The 19,166-nt window shown below is 68.9% G+C and carries 19 protein-coding genes; 5 read left to right on the forward strand and 14 right to left on the reverse strand.

Going from position 1 to position 19,166, the window contains the following annotated elements; all coding sequences use genetic code 11:
• Window positions 1–233: 233 nt before the first annotated feature.
• From samp1 to AM590_RS16810, 3 genes are read right to left on the reverse strand one after another with little or no spacing between them, the layout of a single operon-like run.
• Window positions 234–497 carry a ubiquitin-like modifier protein SAMP1 gene (gene samp1, locus AM590_RS16800; protein ID WP_058828467.1) on the reverse strand — a complete coding sequence of 88 codons (264 nt, stop codon included), beginning with the start codon at window positions 495–497 and terminating at the stop codon, window positions 234–236.
• A 23-nt stretch (window positions 498–520) separates the two neighbouring features.
• Window positions 521–1,984: a cation:proton antiporter regulatory subunit gene (locus AM590_RS16805; protein WP_058828468.1), complete on the reverse strand. Its 1,464-nt coding sequence runs from the start codon at window positions 1,982–1,984 to the stop codon at window positions 521–523.
• Window positions 1,984–3,201 (reverse strand): potassium channel family protein, encoded by a 1,218-nt coding sequence (locus AM590_RS16810; RefSeq protein ID WP_058828469.1) that lies wholly within the window; start codon window positions 3,199–3,201, stop codon window positions 1,984–1,986. The genes AM590_RS16805 and AM590_RS16810 overlap by 1 nt, the downstream gene beginning before the upstream one ends.
• 100 nt (window positions 3,202–3,301) lie before the next feature.
• Here AM590_RS16810 and AM590_RS16815 point away from each other — a divergent pair, with 100 nt between their 5' ends.
• Complete coding sequence (locus tag AM590_RS16815; RefSeq protein WP_058828470.1) at window positions 3,302–4,567, forward strand: NAD-binding protein; 1,266 nt, start codon at window positions 3,302–3,304, stop codon at window positions 4,565–4,567.
• 32 nt (window positions 4,568–4,599) lie between these two features.
• Here the strand turns inward: AM590_RS16815 and AM590_RS16820 are convergent, their stop codons facing one another.
• From AM590_RS16820 to AM590_RS16840, 5 genes are all read right to left on the reverse strand, one after another.
• Window positions 4,600–6,042: an HPP family protein gene (locus tag AM590_RS16820; RefSeq protein ID WP_058828471.1), complete on the reverse strand. Its 1,443-nt coding sequence runs from the start codon at window positions 6,040–6,042 to the stop codon at window positions 4,600–4,602.
• Between the two features lie 9 nt (window positions 6,043–6,051).
• Complete coding sequence (locus tag AM590_RS16825) at window positions 6,052–6,780, reverse strand: nucleoside phosphorylase (RefSeq protein ID WP_058828472.1); 729 nt, start codon at window positions 6,778–6,780, stop codon at window positions 6,052–6,054.
• A 107-nt stretch (window positions 6,781–6,887) separates the two neighbouring features.
• Entirely contained in the window at window positions 6,888–7,412 is a 525-nt protein-coding gene (locus AM590_RS16830) for a hypothetical protein (protein WP_058828473.1), read from the reverse strand.
• A 69-nt stretch (window positions 7,413–7,481) separates the two neighbouring features.
• Window positions 7,482–8,399, reverse strand: coding sequence for a carbohydrate kinase family protein (locus tag AM590_RS16835; RefSeq protein ID WP_058828474.1), 918 nt, complete (start codon window positions 8,397–8,399; stop codon window positions 7,482–7,484).
• 113 nt (window positions 8,400–8,512) lie between these two features.
• Entirely contained in the window at window positions 8,513–9,322 is an 810-nt protein-coding gene (locus AM590_RS16840) for a DUF63 family protein (protein ID WP_058828475.1), read from the reverse strand.
• 66 nt (window positions 9,323–9,388) lie between these two features.
• Between AM590_RS16840 and deoC the strand changes: the two genes are divergently transcribed.
• Window positions 9,389–10,027: a deoxyribose-phosphate aldolase gene (deoC, locus tag AM590_RS16845; RefSeq protein WP_058828476.1), complete on the forward strand. Its 639-nt coding sequence runs from the start codon at window positions 9,389–9,391 to the stop codon at window positions 10,025–10,027.
• A 77-nt stretch (window positions 10,028–10,104) separates the two neighbouring features.
• Window positions 10,105–11,079 carry a sodium:calcium antiporter gene (locus tag AM590_RS16850; protein ID WP_058828477.1) on the forward strand — a complete coding sequence of 325 codons (975 nt, stop codon included), beginning with the start codon at window positions 10,105–10,107 and terminating at the stop codon, window positions 11,077–11,079.
• Window positions 11,080–11,141: 62 nt separating this feature from the next.
• On the opposite strand, the gene AM590_RS16855 is transcribed toward AM590_RS16850, so the two are convergent.
• The 3 genes from AM590_RS16855 to AM590_RS16865 all read right to left on the reverse strand — a co-directional run bounded on the left by AM590_RS16855 (window position 11,142) and on the right by AM590_RS16865 (window position 14,254).
• Window positions 11,142–12,362, reverse strand: coding sequence for a PQQ-binding-like beta-propeller repeat protein (locus AM590_RS16855; RefSeq protein WP_058828478.1), 1,221 nt, complete (start codon window positions 12,360–12,362; stop codon window positions 11,142–11,144).
• A complete protein-coding gene (locus AM590_RS16860; RefSeq protein ID WP_058828479.1) occupies window positions 12,359–13,579 on the reverse strand; it encodes a PQQ-like beta-propeller repeat protein in 1,221 nt (406 codons plus the stop codon). The genes AM590_RS16855 and AM590_RS16860 overlap by 4 nt, the downstream gene beginning before the upstream one ends.
• Window positions 13,580–13,852: 273 nt before the next feature.
• On the reverse strand, window positions 13,853–14,254 hold the full coding sequence (locus AM590_RS16865) for a DUF5518 domain-containing protein (RefSeq protein WP_058828480.1): 402 nt from the start codon (window positions 14,252–14,254) through the stop codon (window positions 13,853–13,855).
• A 258-nt stretch (window positions 14,255–14,512) separates the two neighbouring features.
• Here AM590_RS16865 and AM590_RS16870 point away from each other — a divergent pair, with 258 nt between their 5' ends.
• On the forward strand, window positions 14,513–15,802 hold the full coding sequence (locus AM590_RS16870; RefSeq protein WP_058828481.1) for a tRNA (N(6)-L-threonylcarbamoyladenosine(37)-C(2))-methylthiotransferase: 1,290 nt from the start codon (window positions 14,513–14,515) through the stop codon (window positions 15,800–15,802).
• A 62-nt stretch (window positions 15,803–15,864) separates the two neighbouring features.
• Here AM590_RS16870 and AM590_RS16875 read toward each other — a convergent pair whose 3' ends face one another.
• On the reverse strand, window positions 15,865–16,329 hold the full coding sequence (locus AM590_RS16875) for a GNAT family N-acetyltransferase (RefSeq protein WP_058828485.1): 465 nt from the start codon (window positions 16,327–16,329) through the stop codon (window positions 15,865–15,867).
• A gap of 91 nt (window positions 16,330–16,420) precedes the next feature.
• Here AM590_RS16875 and AM590_RS16880 point away from each other — a divergent pair, with 91 nt between their 5' ends.
• The gene (locus AM590_RS16880) at window positions 16,421–17,008 is read left to right on the forward strand and encodes a S26 family signal peptidase (RefSeq protein WP_058828482.1); all 588 of its coding nucleotides are present in this window, start codon (window positions 16,421–16,423) and stop codon (window positions 17,006–17,008) included.
• A 15-nt stretch (window positions 17,009–17,023) separates the two neighbouring features.
• On the opposite strand, the gene AM590_RS16885 is transcribed toward AM590_RS16880, so the two are convergent.
• Both AM590_RS16885 and AM590_RS16890 read right to left on the reverse strand, forming a co-directional pair.
• A complete protein-coding gene (locus AM590_RS16885; protein WP_058828483.1) occupies window positions 17,024–17,959 on the reverse strand; it encodes a cation diffusion facilitator family transporter in 936 nt (311 codons plus the stop codon).
• An 81-nt stretch (window positions 17,960–18,040) separates the two neighbouring features.
• A complete protein-coding gene (locus AM590_RS16890) occupies window positions 18,041–18,610 on the reverse strand; it encodes an HIT domain-containing protein (RefSeq protein WP_058828484.1) in 570 nt (189 codons plus the stop codon).
• Window positions 18,611–19,166: the final 556 nt, after the last annotated feature.

The raw sequence follows: 19,166 nt of genomic DNA on the forward strand, positions 1-19,166 counted from the left end.
CCCTCCCGTTTCGAGTCCGACCGCGACGTGTTCCCGCCGTTTTCTCTTTTCCGACCCCCGAACGGCCCGTTTCCGCTCCGACGAGTCGTTCGGTTCGAGCCCGTGGTCTCGTCCCCGTCTTCAGCACCATCTCCGTCTCCCGCCCCCGAGTGCCGACGGACCCGTCGCTCGCGGGATGGACGTCGAATCCGAGAATCGGTACTGTCGCGCCAGCGCTCTGACGCTCCGAGGCGTTAGCCGCCGCTGACCGGCGGGAAGAGCGCGAGTTCGTCGCCGGCGGCGGCTTCCTCGCCGAGCGCGGCGGCTTCACCGTTTCGCAGGACGTTGATGTGATCGTACAGTTCGCCGTCGTCGCCGAACACCCGCGATTCGAGCGCCGGGTGCGCCCCGACGAGGGCGTCGAGCGCGTCGCCGACGGTGGCGTCGCCGTCGACGTCGACCCGAACGGTCCGCGCGCCGGTGACTTCCGCGAGGTCGGCGAACAGTTTCCACTCCATACACCCGTCTCGTCGCCCGGCGCTCATGAGGATTGCGCCCCGGACGACCGCGGCGCGTCGTCACCGGAGCCGCCGTTGTCGTCTCCGTCTCCGTCGCCTCCGCCGTCGGTTCGGCTCGTGTCGGTCGTCGCCCGGCGTTCGACCTTCCGGAGGACTTCCGGCCGGCCAACGACGTAGAGCGTGTCGCCGGCAACCAGTTCGCGTCCCCGGCCGGGAATCGCGTCCACCGGGCGGTTCGCCGACCTGATGGCGACGACGGTCGTGTCCACGTCCGAAACTGTCAGTCCGTCGAGGTCGGCACCCGGCGCGACGGTCGTGACCGCCATCGTCTCGTCGGCGTTCCGGAGGAGCGATGCGAACTCGCGGTCGACGTGGGGGTCTGCGGGGAGCGTCACGAGACGGTACTGCTCGCCGCTCGTCAGGCGGTCGGCGTCCTCCTCGTCGAGGGCGACGGTCGCCACGTCGTCTGCGACGCCGCGGAGTTCGCCGAAAGCGACGCGGGTCGGGGCGGCCGGGGCGGCCGGGGCGTCGGTGCCGCCGTCGGACAGCGACCCAGAACCGCCCGGAGGCGTCTCGGTCGTCGGTTCGGCGGACTCGGCCGGTTCAGTCGTGTCGGTCGCCCCCGCGACGGCGTCGCCCGACGGGTCGTTCTCGTCGTCCGCCGCCGGCTTCGGAACCGACCAGACCTGTACGGGGTCGCCGGCGGCCGCGCCGGAGCCGGGGTCACCGCGAATCGCGACCGCGACGGTGCCGGGTGCGAGCGTCGGCCCGAGGCCGGCCGCGCGGCTACCGAGCGCGAGATACGACACCTCGGTCCCCGTGGGTTCGAACTCCACGTCGACGTGGCCGACGCCGTGGTCGTCCTTGATACGCGTCGCGAGTCGGTCGCGGAGTTCGGCCTCGCTGAGCCGCCGGGGGAACAACAGCGTCTTCCCGCTCAGTTGGGTCTTGACGCTCTCGCCGACCGGGTCGTACCCCTCGATGTCACCGATGTCCTCGGGGAGCGTCACCGACGTGACACGGCCGACGGTCCGAACGAGCCGACTCACGTCGGTGTCGAGTTCCTTCGCGCCCGCGACGGCGAACACGTCCGTCGCGAGTCGGTCGCCGGCGACGCGGCCGACCGGCGCGATGAGCGCCCCGCCGGCGAGCGACCCGATGTTGAAAAGCACGGTGTCCAGTTGGAACACCTCGGTCTCGCTGCCGGTGGTGAACGCGCCGAACAGGCCGATAGTGTTCAGGTAGAGCGCGACGACCGCGCCGCCGAACAGCACCGCCAGCGCCCGCGGGATTATCTCGCGGGTGTACCAGCGGTAGAGTAGCGAGGCGATCGCCGAGACGATGAACGCGCCGACGACGAGGCCGATGAGCCGGAGGACCTGCGGGACGAGCGCGTCGTCCGCGGCCGGAATCGACACCTGCCCGGCAGTCGCCGACTGCCCGACTGCCGCGAACAGGTCGGCGACGGGGGCGAGCAATGCCGACATCACGCGACCGCCCCCTCGAAGGCAGTTAGGTCGCTTCTCGACCCGACCGCGTAGAGCGTATCGCCCGCGGAAACCGCTTGGTCACCCCGCGGCGCAATCGTCCAATCCCCGCCGTGGCGGACCGCGAGGACCGCGACGCCGTAGGTGTCCCGGACGCCGGCGTCTCTGAGCGTCACGCCGTCGAGCGGTCCCTCTGCCCCGACCGAGAGCCGCGAGAACCGCTTGCCGGCGCGGCGAAGTAAGGAGACGAGTTCGAACTCCCGCCGGACGCCGCGGGAGGTGACGACGAAGCGCTCCACGTCGCTCCCGAGGAGCGATTCGACCTTGCCTCGGTCGACCGCGAGCGTAACGCGACCCTCGCCGCCGACGGCCGTCGGCGCGCGCGGCGCGGCCTTCGGCGCGTCCGCGTCGTCCTCGTCGCCCTCGGATTCGCCCGGGGACTCGACGACCGATTCGACGCCGGCGACGGTCGCCGGGACGGTTTCGGTGCCGCCGTCGGTGACGACGACCACCTCGTCGCCCTGCGCGAGCCCCGTCGGAACGAGCGCCGTCACCGACACCGCGCGCTTGCCCACGGGCAGACGCTTCGAGAGGCCGCCGACCGGGGCCGCCGCGGAGACGGTCGCGCGGGCTCGCTCGTCGATTCTGACCTCGACGGCTGCGAGGTCGAACTCGTTTTGGAGGCGGTCGGCAAACCGCGACTCGAGCTCCACGAGCGGGATGTCGGCGGGGAACGTCCACTCGCCGTTTCGGATACTGGTGCGGATGTCGAGCGGGACCGGCGGGTAGCCTTCGATGTCGCCGACCTCGCCGGTGACGGTGACGCTGACCTGTCCGCGGCCGCCGACGAGTTCGACCACGTCGGTCGAGAGCGTCCGCTCTGTGAGCTTTCGCAGCGACATCTTCCGCGGGATGTCGTTGGCGAAGGCATCACCGCGGTTGTGTGCGTACAGCGCCCCCATCAGGACGACCAACAGCGCGACGGTCAGCCTGACCTGGTTGTCCGACTGCGTAATCGATGGGTCGGCAAGCGCCATGAGGCCGCCGCTCGCGCCCGCGATGGCGACGCTGAGAACGACGACGGCGAGGCCCGGAACGGTGACGCCGGTGACGTAGCGGAAGCCGAAACCGAGGAGCCACGCGACGGCGGCCGGCACGAGCCCCGTGAGTATGCCGAAGTACAGCCCGTAGACGACTTCGACGGGGAGTGAAGCCATGGACCGGTACACTCGCCGACGGAATAAAGACGTGACGACGCGCACGTGACGGACCGATACCCGACCGTTTTTGCCCTCGGGCGCCAGAACTGGGAGAGACATGGCTTCGGTACGCGAGTGGGTCGGTGCCCGCGCGACGATTGGGACGGTGTTCCTCGCCGCCGTCCTGTCGGTCGCCATCGGCATCCTCAACATCAGCTCCCCGGTCACCGGTGGCGTGTTGGCACCGTACATTCCGGAAGCGGTCCGCATCACCGCCGGCTTCACCGGGACGCTGACGGGCTTTTTGCTCCTCGCGAGCGTCTTCGGGCTCCGTCGACGCTACCGCGCCGCCTGGTACTCGACCGCGGTGTTGCTCCCGGTGACCGCCGCGCAGGGACTCATCCAGTCACCGGAACGGGCTGCACCCCTCGTCGGCCTCTCGCTTATCAGCCTCGCGCTCCTGCTTTTCAACCACAGGGCGTTCGACCGCGACCTCGACCTGACGGCGACGCAGCTGTCGGCGCTGCTCGCCATCGCGGGCGCACAGACCTACGCGACCGCCGGGGCGTGGGCGCTCAGAGAGCAGTTCAACGGCATCGACACGCTGTTCGACGCGTTCTACTACGGCGTCGTCACCGGCAGTACGGTCGGCTACGGCGACATCACGCCGCAGACCGCCATCGCAAAGCTGTTCGGCATCTCGGCGCTGTTGCTCACGGTGGCGACGTTCGCCGTGGCGCTCGGTGTCCTGCTCACGCCCGCAATCGAAGCGCGACTCACCAAAGCACTCGGACGCATGACCGAATCACAACTCGACATCCTGGAGAACCACATCCTCGTCCTCGGTTACGGGGAGCTGACCGAACCGATTCTCGAAGAGCTCGGCGACCGCGCCCGCGTCGTCATCGTCACGCCCGACGAGGGCCGCGCCAAGCGCCTCACCGACCGCGGCTACGACGTGGTCACGGACGACCCGAGCGACGAGGAGGCGCTCCAACGGACCCGCGTTGACGCCGCCCGCTCGGTCGTCGTCGCCACCAACAACGACGCCGAAGACGCGCTGGCAATCCTCACGGCGCGACAGCTCAACCCCGACGTGCACATCGTCGCGGCGGCGACTCAGCGGGAAAACGAGCGAAAGCTCCGACGCGCCGGGGCCAACACCGTCATCAGCCCGGCGGCGCTCGGCGGCCACTTCCTCGCCGAGTCCGCCGTCGGCGGGAGCGGCCTCGAGACCATCGAAGAACGCCTGCTCGACGAGAAACCCGACGACCCGTCCGTGGACGGGACCGACGAAACGAACGGAGCGGGCGAGACCGACGGGACCGACGAAACGAACGGAGCGGGCGAGACCGACGGGACCGACGAAACGAACCGCTCGTAAACACAACCGACTCCGGCTCTACTGGTGGCCGCTCAATGCCCGCGGTCGAACACCGCAACGTCGCAGTCTATCTCGCGGATGCGCTCGAACGTCGGCGGCGAGATGAACCGCGAGGCGGGCGACCGGTCGCCGCTGGAGCCGAGCACCACGAGGTCGTAGGTGGCGGCGTTCGAGGCGATGAAGCTAGTCACGTCGGAGCGGGCGACCCGCGTCTCGATGTTTCCGTCCGCCGTCTCGACCAGATTGGCGAGTTTCGACTCCGCGGGCCGGCGCTCGACCTCGGAAGAGATACAGGTCGTGACGCTCACGCTCCCGGTCTTCCCGGCGAGGCGAGTCGCGAAGTCTATCATCGCGTGGGCGGCGTCGCCCGGCCGCGAGACGAGCACGAGGATGCGCCGCCAGCGGTAGGTCTCGCCGGTCGAGCGGAACGCCACGGTGTCGTACGAGCCTCCGAACAGGCCGCGGACGTAGTCCGAAAGCAGGCCGCGGTCCTCCTCGTACGGGGTCACTACGAGGTCGGAGTTGGTGCTCGCCGCGGCCTCGGTCGTCGCGGTCAACGGGTCGCCGCGGGCGACGGCGACCTCGACGGGCACGCCCAGTCGGGTCCGCAGTTGGTGCGCGCAGGATTCGAGGCGCTCGACCGACGCGTCGGCGTCGGTGTCGAGTCCGCCGCCGGCGGTCGCGTCCCCGTCCGCATCCGTGTCCGCGTCGCCCTCAGCGGCAGCTGTCGCTTCCGGCGGGAGCACGTCGAGGAGGACCACCTTGCCGGCGCTGTGGGCGGCGGCGAGGCGGGCGGCGAAGAAGGCCGTCTGGGTCGCCGTCTCGCCGCGCATCGGGACGAGCACGTGGTCGTCGCCGCGGACGGTCCCGTAGAGGTACTCCGCGCGGCGCTCGTAGAACTGCTCGCGCCAGACGGTGAAGGTAACGGCGATGACGACGCTGGCGAAGAAGATGCTCACCACGTACTCCTCGGGGTTCACGTCGCCCGTGACGAGCGTCAGGAGCGCCGTCGAAAACGCGGAGGGCGCTTCCACGTCGAGGAGCCACGTCGTGACGCCCGCGAGGAAGATGGCGAGCGCCGCCGCCGACGGGTGAACGAGCGCAGTCCCGGTCGGGCCGTACGCCCACCCGGTGAAGCCGACGGCGACGAGGCCACAGAGCGCGCCGACCGTGAGGGCGACGACGAACTTCACGGGCGAGGCGTACCGCCCCTCGGGGTCGGAAAACAGCGTGTACGACCCCGACGCGAGCGGCGGGAACAGCAGGAACGAGAGCGTGCTGACCGAGTTGGAGATGAACGTCACCCCGGCGATGAGCACGGGGATGATGAGGAGAATCGAGAGGTGAAGCAGGTTGTTCGTGTTCTCTATCCAGCGACCGAACGCCACCATCTCGCGCCGCTCTATCCGGCGAATGCGGGCGCGGAGCGCGCCGGCGCGTGCAACCGCTCGGGTCGCGAGATGGCGGAGGTCCACGGCGCTGGGCTACGCGAGGTCGGTGACGGCGTCGAGCGTGATGGAGATGGCGCGCTCGACGTTGTTCTTCGCCTTCTCGGGGAGCTCCTCGTCCGAGTCGGCCCCTTTCTGGGTGCCGGCGACGAGGTTGCCGTCGACCGTGCAGATGGCCCCGGCGCGGAGACCTTTCCGGCGGGCGAGCGAGAACACCGTCGCGGCCTCCATCTCGATGGCGAGCAGGCCGGCGGCGTTCCAATCGTCGACGTACTCGTCGGACTCGTTGTAGAACGCGTCGTCGGAGACGATGGGGCCGACGTGGACGTCCTCGTCGTTGGCCTCCGCCGAATCAACGAGCGACGTGAGCACGTCGTAGTCGGGGACGGCCGGGTACACCTCGGACTCGTAGCGCTTCGAGGTGCCCTCCTCCTTGGCCGCGCCCGTGGCGACGATCATGTCGCCGACTTCGATATCTTCCTGCAGCGCGCCGATGGTGCCGACGCGGATGAACGTCTCCACGCCGACGCGGGAGAGTTCCTCGATGGCGATGGCGGCCGAAGGGCAGCCGATGCCGGTCGAGGAGATGGTGAGCGGGACGCCCTCGTACTCGGCGTTGACGACCTTGTACTCGCGGTTCTGCGCGACTTCCTCGACGTTCTCGCACTGCTTCGCGATGCGGTCGACGCGCCCGGGGTCGCCCGGGATGAGCGCGATGTCGTTCACGTCGCCTTCCTCGACGAGGGTATGGGGCTGTTTCGCCATGTTCCGACCCACTCGGGTCGCGGGCAAAAACGACGCGGTTCGACCGGGGGCGGCAGCGGTCGACTCGACCGAGCGGCCGACTGCCCAGCCGACCGAGCGGCCCGCCGTCACGCGAACCCGGTGAAAAGCGCCGGCGCGAGGACCAACAGCGTCGCGCCGAAGACGAGCGAAGAGCGGAGCCACTGCCCGCGGACCGCCGTCGCGCGCTCCTCGTAGATGCGTCGCCCGGCGCGCGGGAGGATGAAGCGGGCGAACGCGACGTAGATGAACGCCACGACGACCGCCGTCGCGACGAGGTGCGACGGGAGGTCGACGCCGGCGACACCGAGGTCCGGCGCGACGGCGTCGGTGGCGAGGTAGACGAACCCGTAGAGGACGCCGGCGAGCGCGCCGGCGGCGTGGTGGACGACGTTCGCGTCGCCGAAGCTCACCTCGTCGGGCGTCGTCCGTCGGACGACCGACGCGGCGACGTAGGCGGGGGTGAAGCCCTCGTCCTGTCGCCACATCGGGATGGCCATTATGACCGCGGCCGCGACCCCGACGACCGCGCCGAGGAGCAGTCGCCCGGTGACCGCACCGAGGCTCGACGCGGCGTCGAGGGCGGCGACGGCGACCGGGAGCTGGTCTAACATCGTCCCGACGAATGACTGGTGGGGATAAAATTGGTCGGGTCGGAGTCGAGCGGCGTGGAGGGCGGCGGTTCAGCCCTCGACGAGGTCGTCGAGCCGCCGCCAACTGAGTTGCGTCCGCGCACCCGGTTCGGCCGCGGTGAGCGCCCCGCAGGCGTTAGCGACCGCCAGCGCCCGCTCGTAGGTGGCTCCGTCGAGACGGGCAGCGATGAAGCCCGAGGCGAAGGCGTCGCCCGCGCCGGTCGTGTCCACCGCGTCGATGGGGTACCCGGGGTGGACGTGTCGTTCGTCACCGTCTCTGACCTCCGCGCCGCGCGGGCCGTGTTTGAGGACGAGCGTCGTCCGCGCGAGCGCTTCGGCGACCTCGGACGCGGGCTCCGAGCCGACGCTTCGGCCGCGCTCGACCGCCGCCTCGCCGAGCGCGGTGGCGGCCTCGCGGTCGTTGAGAAAGACGTAGTCAACCTCGCGGAGGGCGTCGGCGTAGCCCCGGTCGCCGACGCGCCGCCCGGGGTCGAAGCTGACCGTCGTATCCTCCTCGTGGGCCCGTCTGGCGAGCGTCGCCGCCGTGTCGGGCGACTGGCTCGTCAGGTGGAGGTGGTCGGCCGCCGCAAGCGAGTCGGTCGGGAGGTCGGTCGCCGCGAACGCCTCGTTGACGCCGGGCGAGCCGAGGACGAACACCTCACCCGCGGCGTCGACGACGATGTACTTGACCGTGGTCGGGCCGCGGTCGACGCTGACGACGTGGCGGCAGTCGACACCCTTCGAGGCGAGTTCCGCGACGGCGGCGTGGCCGTGTTCGTCGTCGCCGACGCTCCCGAGGAGCGCGGCGGGCACGTCGAGGCCGACGAGGCCGCTGGCGACGTTGGCGGCGCTCCCGCCGCCCGCGCCGACCCGCGACTCGACCGTTGCCTCGCCGTCGGGCTCCGGCAGCGCGTCCACGCGGAGGGTGACGTCCCAGTTCACGTGGCCGGCGCAGATGACACGGGACATGCGTCCCCGTAGGTCGGTTCGCCGGTGGGATAACTTTCCCGGGTCGGGCGACGAGAGCGCGGAGAAAAAGCGAGAGTGCGGCGGCGGGCGACCCCCCGAACGGGGTTACGGCCTCAGCCGGCGATGGCGAACAACAGGAGGTTGTGGACGCCGGGGCCGAGACCGACGGCGGCGACGAGGCCCAAGAGGAGCGCCCCCTCGGTGGGGTCCTCGCGCACGTAGTCGGCGAGTAAGGCGACCACGAAGCCGGCCACGACGAGTTTCACGAGGACGAACAGCCAGCCGACGCCGATGACCTCCGCGGTCGGCAGCGCCGCGGCGGCTTCGAGGATGATTCGCGACAGCGGCGTCCGCTCGCCGAAGCCGAGCACGTCGATGCCGACGGCGGTCGACAGCGCGTCGAGGGCGTGCCCGAAGATTGCGAGCAGGCCGAGCGACCCCGCGGCGGCCGCTTCGGGGGCGACCCGCGTCACGACCCGCCACGTCAACGGGGTGGCGACGAGCGCGGCGACGAGGGCGAACCCGGGCCAGACGACGGAGAGCGTCCCGGCGGCGAGGCCGATGAAGAGCGCGAAGCCGGCGAGGCCGGCGGCGACGAGCGCGCCGGGAATGGCGAGCGCCGTTGGCGAGTCGAGGTCAGTCGCGTCGAGCGCGAGCCACGTCGCGCCGGCGACGACGGCCACGGAGAGATAGACCGCGGGCGTGCCGGCGAGCGGTTCGACCGCGGGCGGGAGCGCGTCGATGACGTAGAGGACGTGCAGCGCCGACCCCGACACCATCCACGGGACGAGTGCGGCGACGTGGGCGGGCGTGACCGTCGGGCGCGTGCGGCGCAGTCCGATGCCGACGCCGACGAGCCCCGCGACGAGGGCGACGAAGTAGGGAAGCGGCGGGAGCGCGAACCCCTCGGGGAGAATGGCCATGCAGGAGGCGCGGCGGGGCGGCGTGAAAGCCTTACGTTCTTTAGCCTCGGGTCGCCTCGACAGGGTATGAACCGAGCCGACCTCGCCGCCCGCATCGACCACACGGTCCTCGGACCCGAGACGACGATGGCCGACGTGGAGGCCGTCCTCGACGACGCCGACGAGTGGGGGATGAACGCCTGTATCCCGCCGTGCTACGTCGGCGAGGCGAGCGAGTACGCCCCGGACGTGTTGCTTGCGACGGTCGTCGGCTTCCCCCACGGTCAGCACACGACGACCGCCAAGCGCGAGGAGGCCGTCGACGCGTGGCAGGCCGGCGCGGACGAACTGGACATGGTCATCAACGTCGGTCGGCTCAAAGCCGGCGAGGACGAACTCGTGACCGAGGACATCTCGGAGGTCGTCGCGGCCGTCCCGATTCCCGTGAAGGTCATCATCGAGACGGCGCTCCTCACCGAGGAGGAGAAACACCGCGCCTGCGAGGCGGCCGTCGAGGCCGACGCCGCCTTCGTCAAGACCTCCACCGGCTTCGCCGACGGCGGCGCGACGGTCGAAGACGTGACGCTCATGGCCGAGTACCTGCCTGTCAAGGCCTCCGGCGGCGTCGGCTCCTACGACGAGGCGGTCGCCATGTTCGAAGCCGGCGCGGAGCGCATCGGCGCGTCGTCGGGCGTCGACATCGTCTCGGGCGCGCCAGCGGAATAGGTCGGTCGTCGGCCGGTTGGCATCGCGCGGTCGCCGGTGCCCAACATTGATTACCCGACTCCCGAGAACCCAGTACCATGCTCCGAGGCGGGCCAGCCGTTCAAATCGGCGTCATTCTCGTGTCAGTTCTGGGGCTCTGGGTCGGCGCGCGGCTGTTGGTCGATGCCGCCGTTCGGTCGGCTCGGCGGTTCGGCCTCTCGGATCTCACCATCGGGCTGACAATCGTCGCAATCGGGACCTCGACGCCGGAGCTCGTGGTCGCCGTCGACGCCGCGTACAAGGGATTGGGCGACATCGCGGTCGCGAACGTCCTCGGTTCGAACATCTACAACGTGGCGTTCGTGTTGGGCGTCATCTCGCTGCTCCGAGTGATTCCGGTCGCGGAGTCCCTCGTCTATCGCGACGGGGCCGCTCTGCTGGCGAGCACGCTCCTCGGCGGCGTCGTCCTGTTCGACCTCCGGGTCACGAGGCTCGAAGGCGCGCTCTTGGTCGTGGCGTTCGTCGCTTACACGGCGTACCTGCTCCGAGGGCCCCAGTCGGACGGGGACGAAGCGACCGCCCAGTCGCTCGGTGACGGGGGCGTAACCCGCCCGATAACCGAACGAATCGACTTTCCCGGACGAGACGCTGTGTTCCTCTTAGGCGGGTTGGGGCTGGTGTTGGTGAGCGGCGACTACATGGTGCTCGCCGCGTCGGAGTTGGCCCGCGGTGCCGGCGTCTCCGAGTGGGTCATCGGCGGGACAATCGTCGCGGCGGGCACCTCGACCCCGGAGTTCGCCGTCTCGCTGGTCGCGCTCCGACAGCGGAGTCTCGGGGTCTCGGTGGGCAACATCGTCGGCAGCAACATCCTCAACATCACGGGAATCGTCGGCGTTGCGGCGGTCGCCAGCCCGCTCGTGGTGAGCGAGGCGGCGCTCGGGACGTTCGCGTGGCTCGTCGCGGTCACCCTCCTGATAGTCGCCGCGCTTTGGACGGGGAGAGCCCTGTCCCGCTTGGAAGGTGCCTTCTTCGCAACGTCCGAAGTCACTCGGTGGATACTGGGGCTCCTCTGAGGGGCGCCGGACCTCCCTGAAGCGGTTCGTTCTGTCGGCTGACCGCGACCAGCACTCTTCTGCTACTCGGCCCGCAGCGCGACGAGCCGCCGCGGTCCGTCGTCGCCGCCGGATTCGACCGCGAACAGCGCGTCGCCCGCTGGCGTCGGGCCGGTCAGCGCGCGACCCGCGAGGTCGTATCGCCAGCGCTCGGCCCCGATGCGGGTGTCGTCGAAGCCGACGCCGCCCCCGGCGTCGTAGGCGACGACGCCGCCACTCTTGCTCGTGTCCGAGACGAATACGGTGTCGCCGGCACCGGCGGGCGGGGCGAAGAAGTCGTCGCCGGCCGCCCATGAGGGGGAGCCGGCACGCTTGTCGAAGGCGTCGAGGCCGGTCCCGTCGGTCGAAAAGATGCGCCGGGGGCCGACGACGAGCGAGCCGTGCGGCGAGGGGTCTTCGTGGTACCAGTCCACAGCACCGGCGCGGAGGCCGCCTCTGAGTCGGGCGACGCCCGCGCCGAAGAAGCCCGCGAACACGTCGTTCGACTCGGCGATTGCGAGCGACTGCACGCCGCCCGGGTGTTTGGTTCGCCACCGCCCCGTCGCGCCGCGCTCGACGCCCTCGTCCTGGAATGAGAACACTTCGCCGCCCTCCGTTCCCGCGACGACGGTGTCGTACCGGGCCGCGAGGGACCGAACCGGGCCGAACACTTCCTCGCGCCACTCGACGGTCCCGTCGCTGGCGCGGACGCGGTAGAGGTTTCCCGCGGTGTCAGCGGCGTAAAGTCGGTCGCGGTCTGGTTCGGGGCGGACGACGGGTGCCCAGACGCTCGACTCGGTCGGCGCGTGCCACGCTTCCTCGCCGTCGTGGGTGAACGCGAGCACGCCGGTTCTGGTCCCGACGTAGCCGATGTAGACGCGCTCCGAATCGACCGTCACCGACGAGCGGAAGCCGCTCTGGGGGTCGCTTTCGACCGACCACAGCTCGGTTCCGTCGCCGACCGAAAACGCCCGGAGGCGCTCGCTGGTCGCGAGGTACACCGTCTCGCCGAACACGACCGGGCGCGCCAACTCGATACCGTTGACCTCGACACCCCAGGACTCGCCCGGCTTCGAGGCCGGGCCGGTCGCGCGCGGGTTGTAGCCCGTTCCCTCGGGAGAGAAGTACGGATGCGGCCAGTCGGCGCGCCCGTCGCCCGTAGAGCCCCCGTCGCCGCCGACACAGCCCGCGAGTCCGGCGGCCGCGCCGGTTCCGAGGGTCCCGAGGAACGTTCGTCTCGATAGGTCCGCGTCGGGTCGCGTCACGATTCCGAATCTCCCGTGGTCGCGGCTGTCTCCGCGGTTGCGTTCGTCCCCGAAGCTGACTCGTCGGCGTCAGCGTCGCCGACGACGGTCATGCTCAGCAGGTTGTTGTCACGGACGACCGGGCAGTACACCCGCCGGTCGGTCGCGGCGAGCGAGTGGCCGACGTAGCGACCGAGCGAAATCGACCAGCGCTCGCGGTCGCCGAACAGGCCGCCGTCGTCGGTCCGGTTCAGCGCGACCAGTTCGCCGTGACCCGTTCCGACGTAGACTGTGTCGCCGACGATGCTCGCGGCGGAGACGGTCTCGTTCGGGTCGTACGTCCAGCGCACCTCGCCGGTCGCGCTGTCGAGTGCGCGGAGTTCTCCGCGGGCGGCGTAGAGGCGCTCGCCGTCGAACGCGAGTCGCTTGTGGACGCCGCGGTCGTCCTCCCAGACCACGTCGCCGTTTCGACGGTCGAGCGCGGCGATTCGGTCCCAGCCGGCGATGTACACTCGCTCGTCGCCGACGACCGGCGCGACGGCCTCGGCCGTCTCGGTCGAGACCTGCCAGTAGGCGCTGCCGTCCGTGCCGAGGCAGTAGAGGCGCTGTCCCTCGGTGACCACGAAGAGCGAATGGAGATTGACCGCGAGGGGCCGCCGAACCGCGCCGAACAGCGACCGCGTCCATTTGACCTCGGCGGCGTCGATATCGACCGCGCAGACGCGCTCGTCGTCGAGGCCGAGAAACAGCGTCTCGCGGTCGTTGGAGAACGCCGGCGGCGTCTGCGGCGAACCGGGAAGCTCGATAGTTCGAAACTGCCGACCGGTCCGAGCGCGGTAGAGCGCGAGTCGGTTCGGCCCGTGAACCGTCGTTCCGAGCGAGTAGACGACGCCGTCGAGGACGGCCGGGGGGGTCCAACCCTCGCCCTGTGCGGCCCACAACTCCTCCCCGGCGGCCGGGTCGATTGCTCGCATCGGGTCGCCGGGCGTGTATCCCACCCCGTCGACAGCGACGGGTTCGACGGAGTCCATCCCGAAGTCGGGTTCGTACTCGACGGTCGGCTCGGCGATGGGTGTCCCCTCGCGGAGAAACGCGGTGTTGGCGTCGTCGTGGGCGTAGGTCGGCCAGTCGCTTTCGAAGCGGACGCCCTCTGCGGAGTCGTCGTCCGTCTGGTCGTCGCCGCCGCCGAGGCATCCGGCGACCCCGGCGACCGCGCCCGCTCCGAGCAGGCGAAGCACGCCGCGGCGGGTGCTGGTGCCGGCGGGTGAAGTCGGACTGCGAGCGGCGGCCGAAGTGACGCTGTCGGTCACAGCCGAGTCGCTGGTGGAGGGCGAATCGGGTGGGGTCCTGCGGAAACGCATCGACCAAGACTATACAACACTATGACAAGTAACTTTTCGCCCGGAGCGGTGGCGAGGTCGCGAAATCGGGGGATATGGGAGGAAACGGACGGAAACTGAGGATGGCACGAGAAGCCGGCGACAAAAGGGAAACGGAACGACCCCGTCGGCTCAGGCCGCGGGTCTGGTGCGGCGGGCGGCCGAGCGGTCGTGCAGCATGCTTCCGAGTGCGCCGCCGACAGCGCCGGGGATACCCGCGAGGGCGATGATGACGATGGCCGCGGCGAACACGGTCAGGCCGAAGAACACGCCCGCGAACAGGACGTTCATGATGACGAGGCCGATGGCGACGATAATCGCGCCCAGCGTCGTGCCGACGAGGCCGTTGAGCGCACCGTCGGCCATGCCGGTCGTGACGAGGTAGCCGGCGACGAGGCCGCCGATGATACCCGTGAGGACGTAGCCGACCGTGGGGAGCGTGACGTTCGTGAATGGGACCGCGAAGCCGCTGAGGATGCCGACGACTACGGTCGCGATGAACCCGTAGGCGATGGCGCGCATGTTGAACTTCATAGCGGATCTAAATACACCACTTGAGATAATGAATTATATTCGTCCTTGAGCGGATGATACGGCCGGCACGAGACTCCTCGGCGACGGAGCGTCCGGCCGGCGCGATGCTCTGTTCAGCGTGTTCGTCGGCGTCGGCGGCGGCATCCACGTCAAGCGGGTGGTGGCGTTCGAGAGACGATATCACGACCCGCGGACGCCGGTAGTCTCGGGGGAGACCGCGGCGTTTTTGCCCGCTGACCCGGTACGTGGGATAACCGAATGGCCCGATACCACATCGAGACATACGGCTGTACCTCGAACCGCGGCGAGAGCCGCGCCATCGAGAGCGCGCTCCGCGACGCCGGTCACTACCGCGTCGACGGGCCCGAGGAGGCCGATGTCGCCATCATGAACACCTGTACGGTCGTGGAGAAGACGGAGCGGAACATGCTCCGTCGGGCCAAAGAGCTGGAGGCGGAGACGGCGGACCTCATCATCACGGGCTGTATGGCGCTCGCGCAGGGCAACGACTTCCGCGAGGAGGGCATCGACGCCCAGATTCTCCACTGGGACGACGTGCCGACCGCCGTCACCAACGGCGAGTGTCCGACTCCCGGTCCCGGCGTCGAGCCCGTCTTGGACGGCGTCGTCGGCATCCTGCCCATCGCCCGCGGCTGTATGTCGAACTGCTCGTACTGCATCACGAAGTTCGCCACGGGGCGGGTCGATTCGCCCTCCGTCGACGAGAACGTCGAGAAGGCGCGGGCGCTCGTCCACGCCGGCGCGAAGGAACTCCGCATCACGGGGCAGGACACCGGCGTCTACGGCTGGGACAAGGGCGACCGGAAGCTCCCCGAGCTACTGGACCGCATCTGCACCGAAATCGACGGCGAGTTCCGCGTCCGCGTCGGCATGGCCAACCCCGGCGGCGTCCACGGCATCCGCGAGGAACTCGCCGCGGTGTTCGCCGAACACGACAAGCTCTACAACTTCATCCACGCGCCGGTGCAGTCCGGCTCCGACGAGGTGCTCGAACACATGCGCCGCCAGCACCGCGTCGACAAGTTCAGAGAAATCGTCGAGACGTTTGACCGGGAGCTTGCGTACTGGACGCTCTCGACGGACTTCATCGTCGGCTACCCGACCGAGACCGACGCGGACCACGAGCGGTCGATGGAGCTGCTCCGCGAGATTCGCCCCGAGAAGGTCAACGTCACGCGCTTCTCGAAGCGCCCCGGCACCGACGCCGCCGACCTGAAGGGCCTCGGCGGGACGCTCAAAAAGGAGCGCTCCAAGGAGATGTCCGAGGCGAAGATGGACATCGTCGCCGCCGCCTACGACGAGATGGTCGGCACGGAGCGTGAGGTGCTCGTCGTCCAAGAGGGCACCGGCGACTCTGTGAAGTGCCGCGACGAGGCCTACCGCCAGATAATCGTCCAGAACGCGACCGAACACGGTCTCGAACCCGGCGACTTCGCCCGCGTGAAGGTGACCTCCCACCAGACCGTCTACGCCTTCGCAGAACCGGTCGAGGCACAGCCCGAACCGCGAGAGCCGACCGCCGCCTGAGCGGTCGATTCCGCGCCGTTTCGCGCTGTTTCAGGGCCGCTCCGCCGGCTCGCACTCGTTTCTCAGTTCTCGTCGCGCCCCGGAACACCGTCTTCGCCGACCCGGAGAAACATCCCTTTCGACGCCGGCGCGGTCGGTTCGAATCCCCAGCGCTCGTAGTAGCCGTCCACGTCGGCGAGGAGGTTCACGAACGCCGACGGCGGGGCCTCGCGGTCGAGGTAGGCCACGAGCGCGTCCATCACGCGAGTGCCGAGGCCGCGGCCCTGATGGTCGGGGTGGACCGCCACGTCGACGACCTGAAAGACGGTGCCGCCGTCGCCGACAAGCCGACCCATGCCGACGATGCGCTCGTCCGAGCCGTCGTCGCCGGTCGCTCCCTCGAAGACGACGCGCACGCCGAAAATCGTGTTCGGAACGCCGCGCTCGGCGGCCGCGAGGGTGCGCGGGGGCATCCCGGCGGCGTCGCGGAGGGAGACGTACGTTTCGGGGTCGGGAAACTCGGGGACGAGGCGGTAGTGGTCGGTCACGAGTCGACCGTCGAACCGCCCCGTCCTAACGGTTTCTCTCACGCCGGTGTCGGCAACAAGATTGATAGCGACTCGCGGGGTGGCAGCATCCGTGTCCGACGGCAGTCCATCGGAGGTCCGAACGTTCGCGAGAGACACGCTGGAGACGGTCGCTATCGTCGCCGCGGTCGGCGCGGTGCTCTTTGCGGTGAGCGGCGTGTGGCCCCCGATGGTCGCTATCGAGAGCGGGAGCATGCAACCGACCCTCGAACGCGGCGACCTCGTCGTCGTGACCGCGGAGGGTCGCTACGGCGGTCCCGCGGCCGACGAGCACGGCGTGGTCACGGCCAACGCGAGCGAGGGCTACGGGCGACTCGGCGGCTCGGGCGACGTCGTCGTCTACGACGCGCCGTCGCACTCCACGCCCATTATCCACCGTGCGGTCTTCTGGGTCGACGACGGGGAGAACTGGTACGACCGGACCAACGAGTCCTACGTTGACGGCGCGGACTCCTGTGCGGAACTCCTGAACTGCCCCGCGCCGCACGCCGGCTACGTCACCCGCGGCGACAACAACGACTACTACGACCAAGCGCGAGGCATCGCCTCGCCCGTCCGGCCCGACTGGGTGCAGGCGAAAGGCCAGTTCCACGTGCCGTATCTCGGGGAACTGCGGTTAGAACTGCAGAAACTGCTCTGAGGGGTCGCCGACGCGTCAGCGACCGTCGCCGCCGTCGGGCGAGAACATGGTGTAACGCTCCGTCTCGTCGTCTTCCTTCCACTCGCCGAGTTCCCGCGGGTCGATGTGGACGAACACGTCGTCCACCTCGTCGATGTTCCGAATAGCTTGGACGACCCACGTCTCGATGTCGTGGGCCTCGGCAATCGTCATGTCGCCTTCGACCTCGATGTGGAGGCTCACGTCGATTTCGGGGCCGACGTAGTGGGCGACCACGTCGTGTGCGCCGTAGACGTCGGGGTGCGACAGGGCGGTCTGGACGATGAGCGCTCGGAGATACTCCGGCGGGGCGGCCCCGACGAGGTAGTTCACGTTGTCGCGGACGATTTCGTAGCCGGTGTAGACGATGCCGATGGAGACGACCATGGCGGCCAGCGGGTCCAAGATGGGGTAGCCGAACTGGCCGCCGACCACGCCGACGAGCGCCGCGCCGGCGGTGAGGATGTCGTTTCGGTTATCGACGCCGGCGGCGACGAGCGCGGGCGAGTTCTGCTCGCGGCCGACCGAGTAGCAGTAGCGGTAGAGGACGTACTTGGCCGCCGCCGCGACGACGAGGACGACGACGCCGAGCATCCCCGCGTCCCCGCCGTAGGTTCCGGTGAGGATGCTGGACGTGCTCTGCCAGAGAATCGCCCCGCCGGCGGCGAAGATGCCGACCGCGACGAAAAGCGAGACGAACGGTTCGATTCGCTCGTGGCCGTGAGGGTGTTCCCAGTCCGGGGGTTTCGTCGTCAGGTAGAGGCCGCCGAGGATGATTGTGCTGTAGACAACGTCCGAGAGACTGTTGACCGCCTCGGACCCGAGGGCCAGACTCCCGGTCGTCCACCACACGCCGCCCTTCCCGAAGACGAGAAGCAGATTCGCCACGAGGACGACGAATCCGACCCGACGGATGGCCCGCTTTCGCTCCATTACCGTGGCTTTCGGGAGTGGGGTTCAAATGCGCTTCGGGCCGGAGCGGCCTATTAGACGCACTTGACGTGAGTTTTAGAGTCAGTCTAATTCGAAGTGAACCGCGTCGTCGTCGCCGTCGACAGCCGCGCCGTCGAGTCCGGCGAACGCCTCGTGAAGTTGGTCGTAGGAGTCGTCGAGCGCCTGCACGAGCACTTTCGTGTCGGAGATGACCGGCATGAAGTTGGTGTCGCCGCTCCACCGCGGGACGACGTGCGTGTGGAGGTGGTCGTCGATGGAGCCGCCGGCGGCCGAGCCGCCGAGGTTCTCGCCTGCGTTGCAGCCGTCGGGGTCGAAGGCGGCGTCTAACGCGGTGAGCGTCTTCGATTTGAGCCGCGCGTGATCGAGGAGTTCCGCGTCCGAGAGGGCGGCGAACTCGCCGGTGTGGCGGTACGGGATGACCATGACGTGGCCCGGCGCGTAGGGGTAGTTGTTCAGGAGGACGAACGAGTGCGGGGAGCGGGCGACGATTTTGCTCTCTCGGTCGTCGTCGCGCTCGGGGAGCGCACAGAAGGGACAGCGGTCGTCGTCCGGGTCGTCGGCGTCGGCCGCGTCTTGGTCGTCGTCGCGGGCGACCCACTCGATGCGCCACGGGGCGAACAGTTGGTCCATGTGGGTGGACTGACGGCGATGGCCAAGACGTTTCGGTTGGCTGAAAGCGGTTTTAAACCGGAGAAGTGGAGAGATGATGAAACCGCGCTCAACCCCGGACTATCAGCAAGTACCGAAGTACGACAATACTGAGTACAACACCGAATAACCCGTACTCAATGCTGGTCGCGTAAAAATAGAACAAGAACCCGATTATCGCGCTGGATACGAGAATGACTATCCAACTTCGTGTCTGGTTCATTTTTCTACTGTTCATTTTATTGTTTGCTGTTTATATATAGTGTCGATTTTATTGAAAGTTATTGGTGCTCAGAGCGGAGCCAGAGTTACGCTTGATTTTGTACCTTCACCGTCCGGTGGCGAGTATTTGCATGGGAACTACCCTCATCTTGAACGTGCAATTCTCGCCCAAATAGCACGTGCTCTGGGCGTAATACGACTTCAAAAAGCAGTTCCAAGTGCCAATAACGAGGGTGTCATAGAAGAGTTCTCACACCGTGATCACGGTACTTCCCGGATTGTCTCCACGTTCGTAGTTGGTGATTGCGACGACGAG

The sequence above is a fragment of the Haloferax sp. Q22 genome (assembly GCF_001482285.1).
Taxonomy (GTDB): Archaea; Halobacteriota; Halobacteria; order Halobacteriales; family Haloferacaceae; genus Haloferax.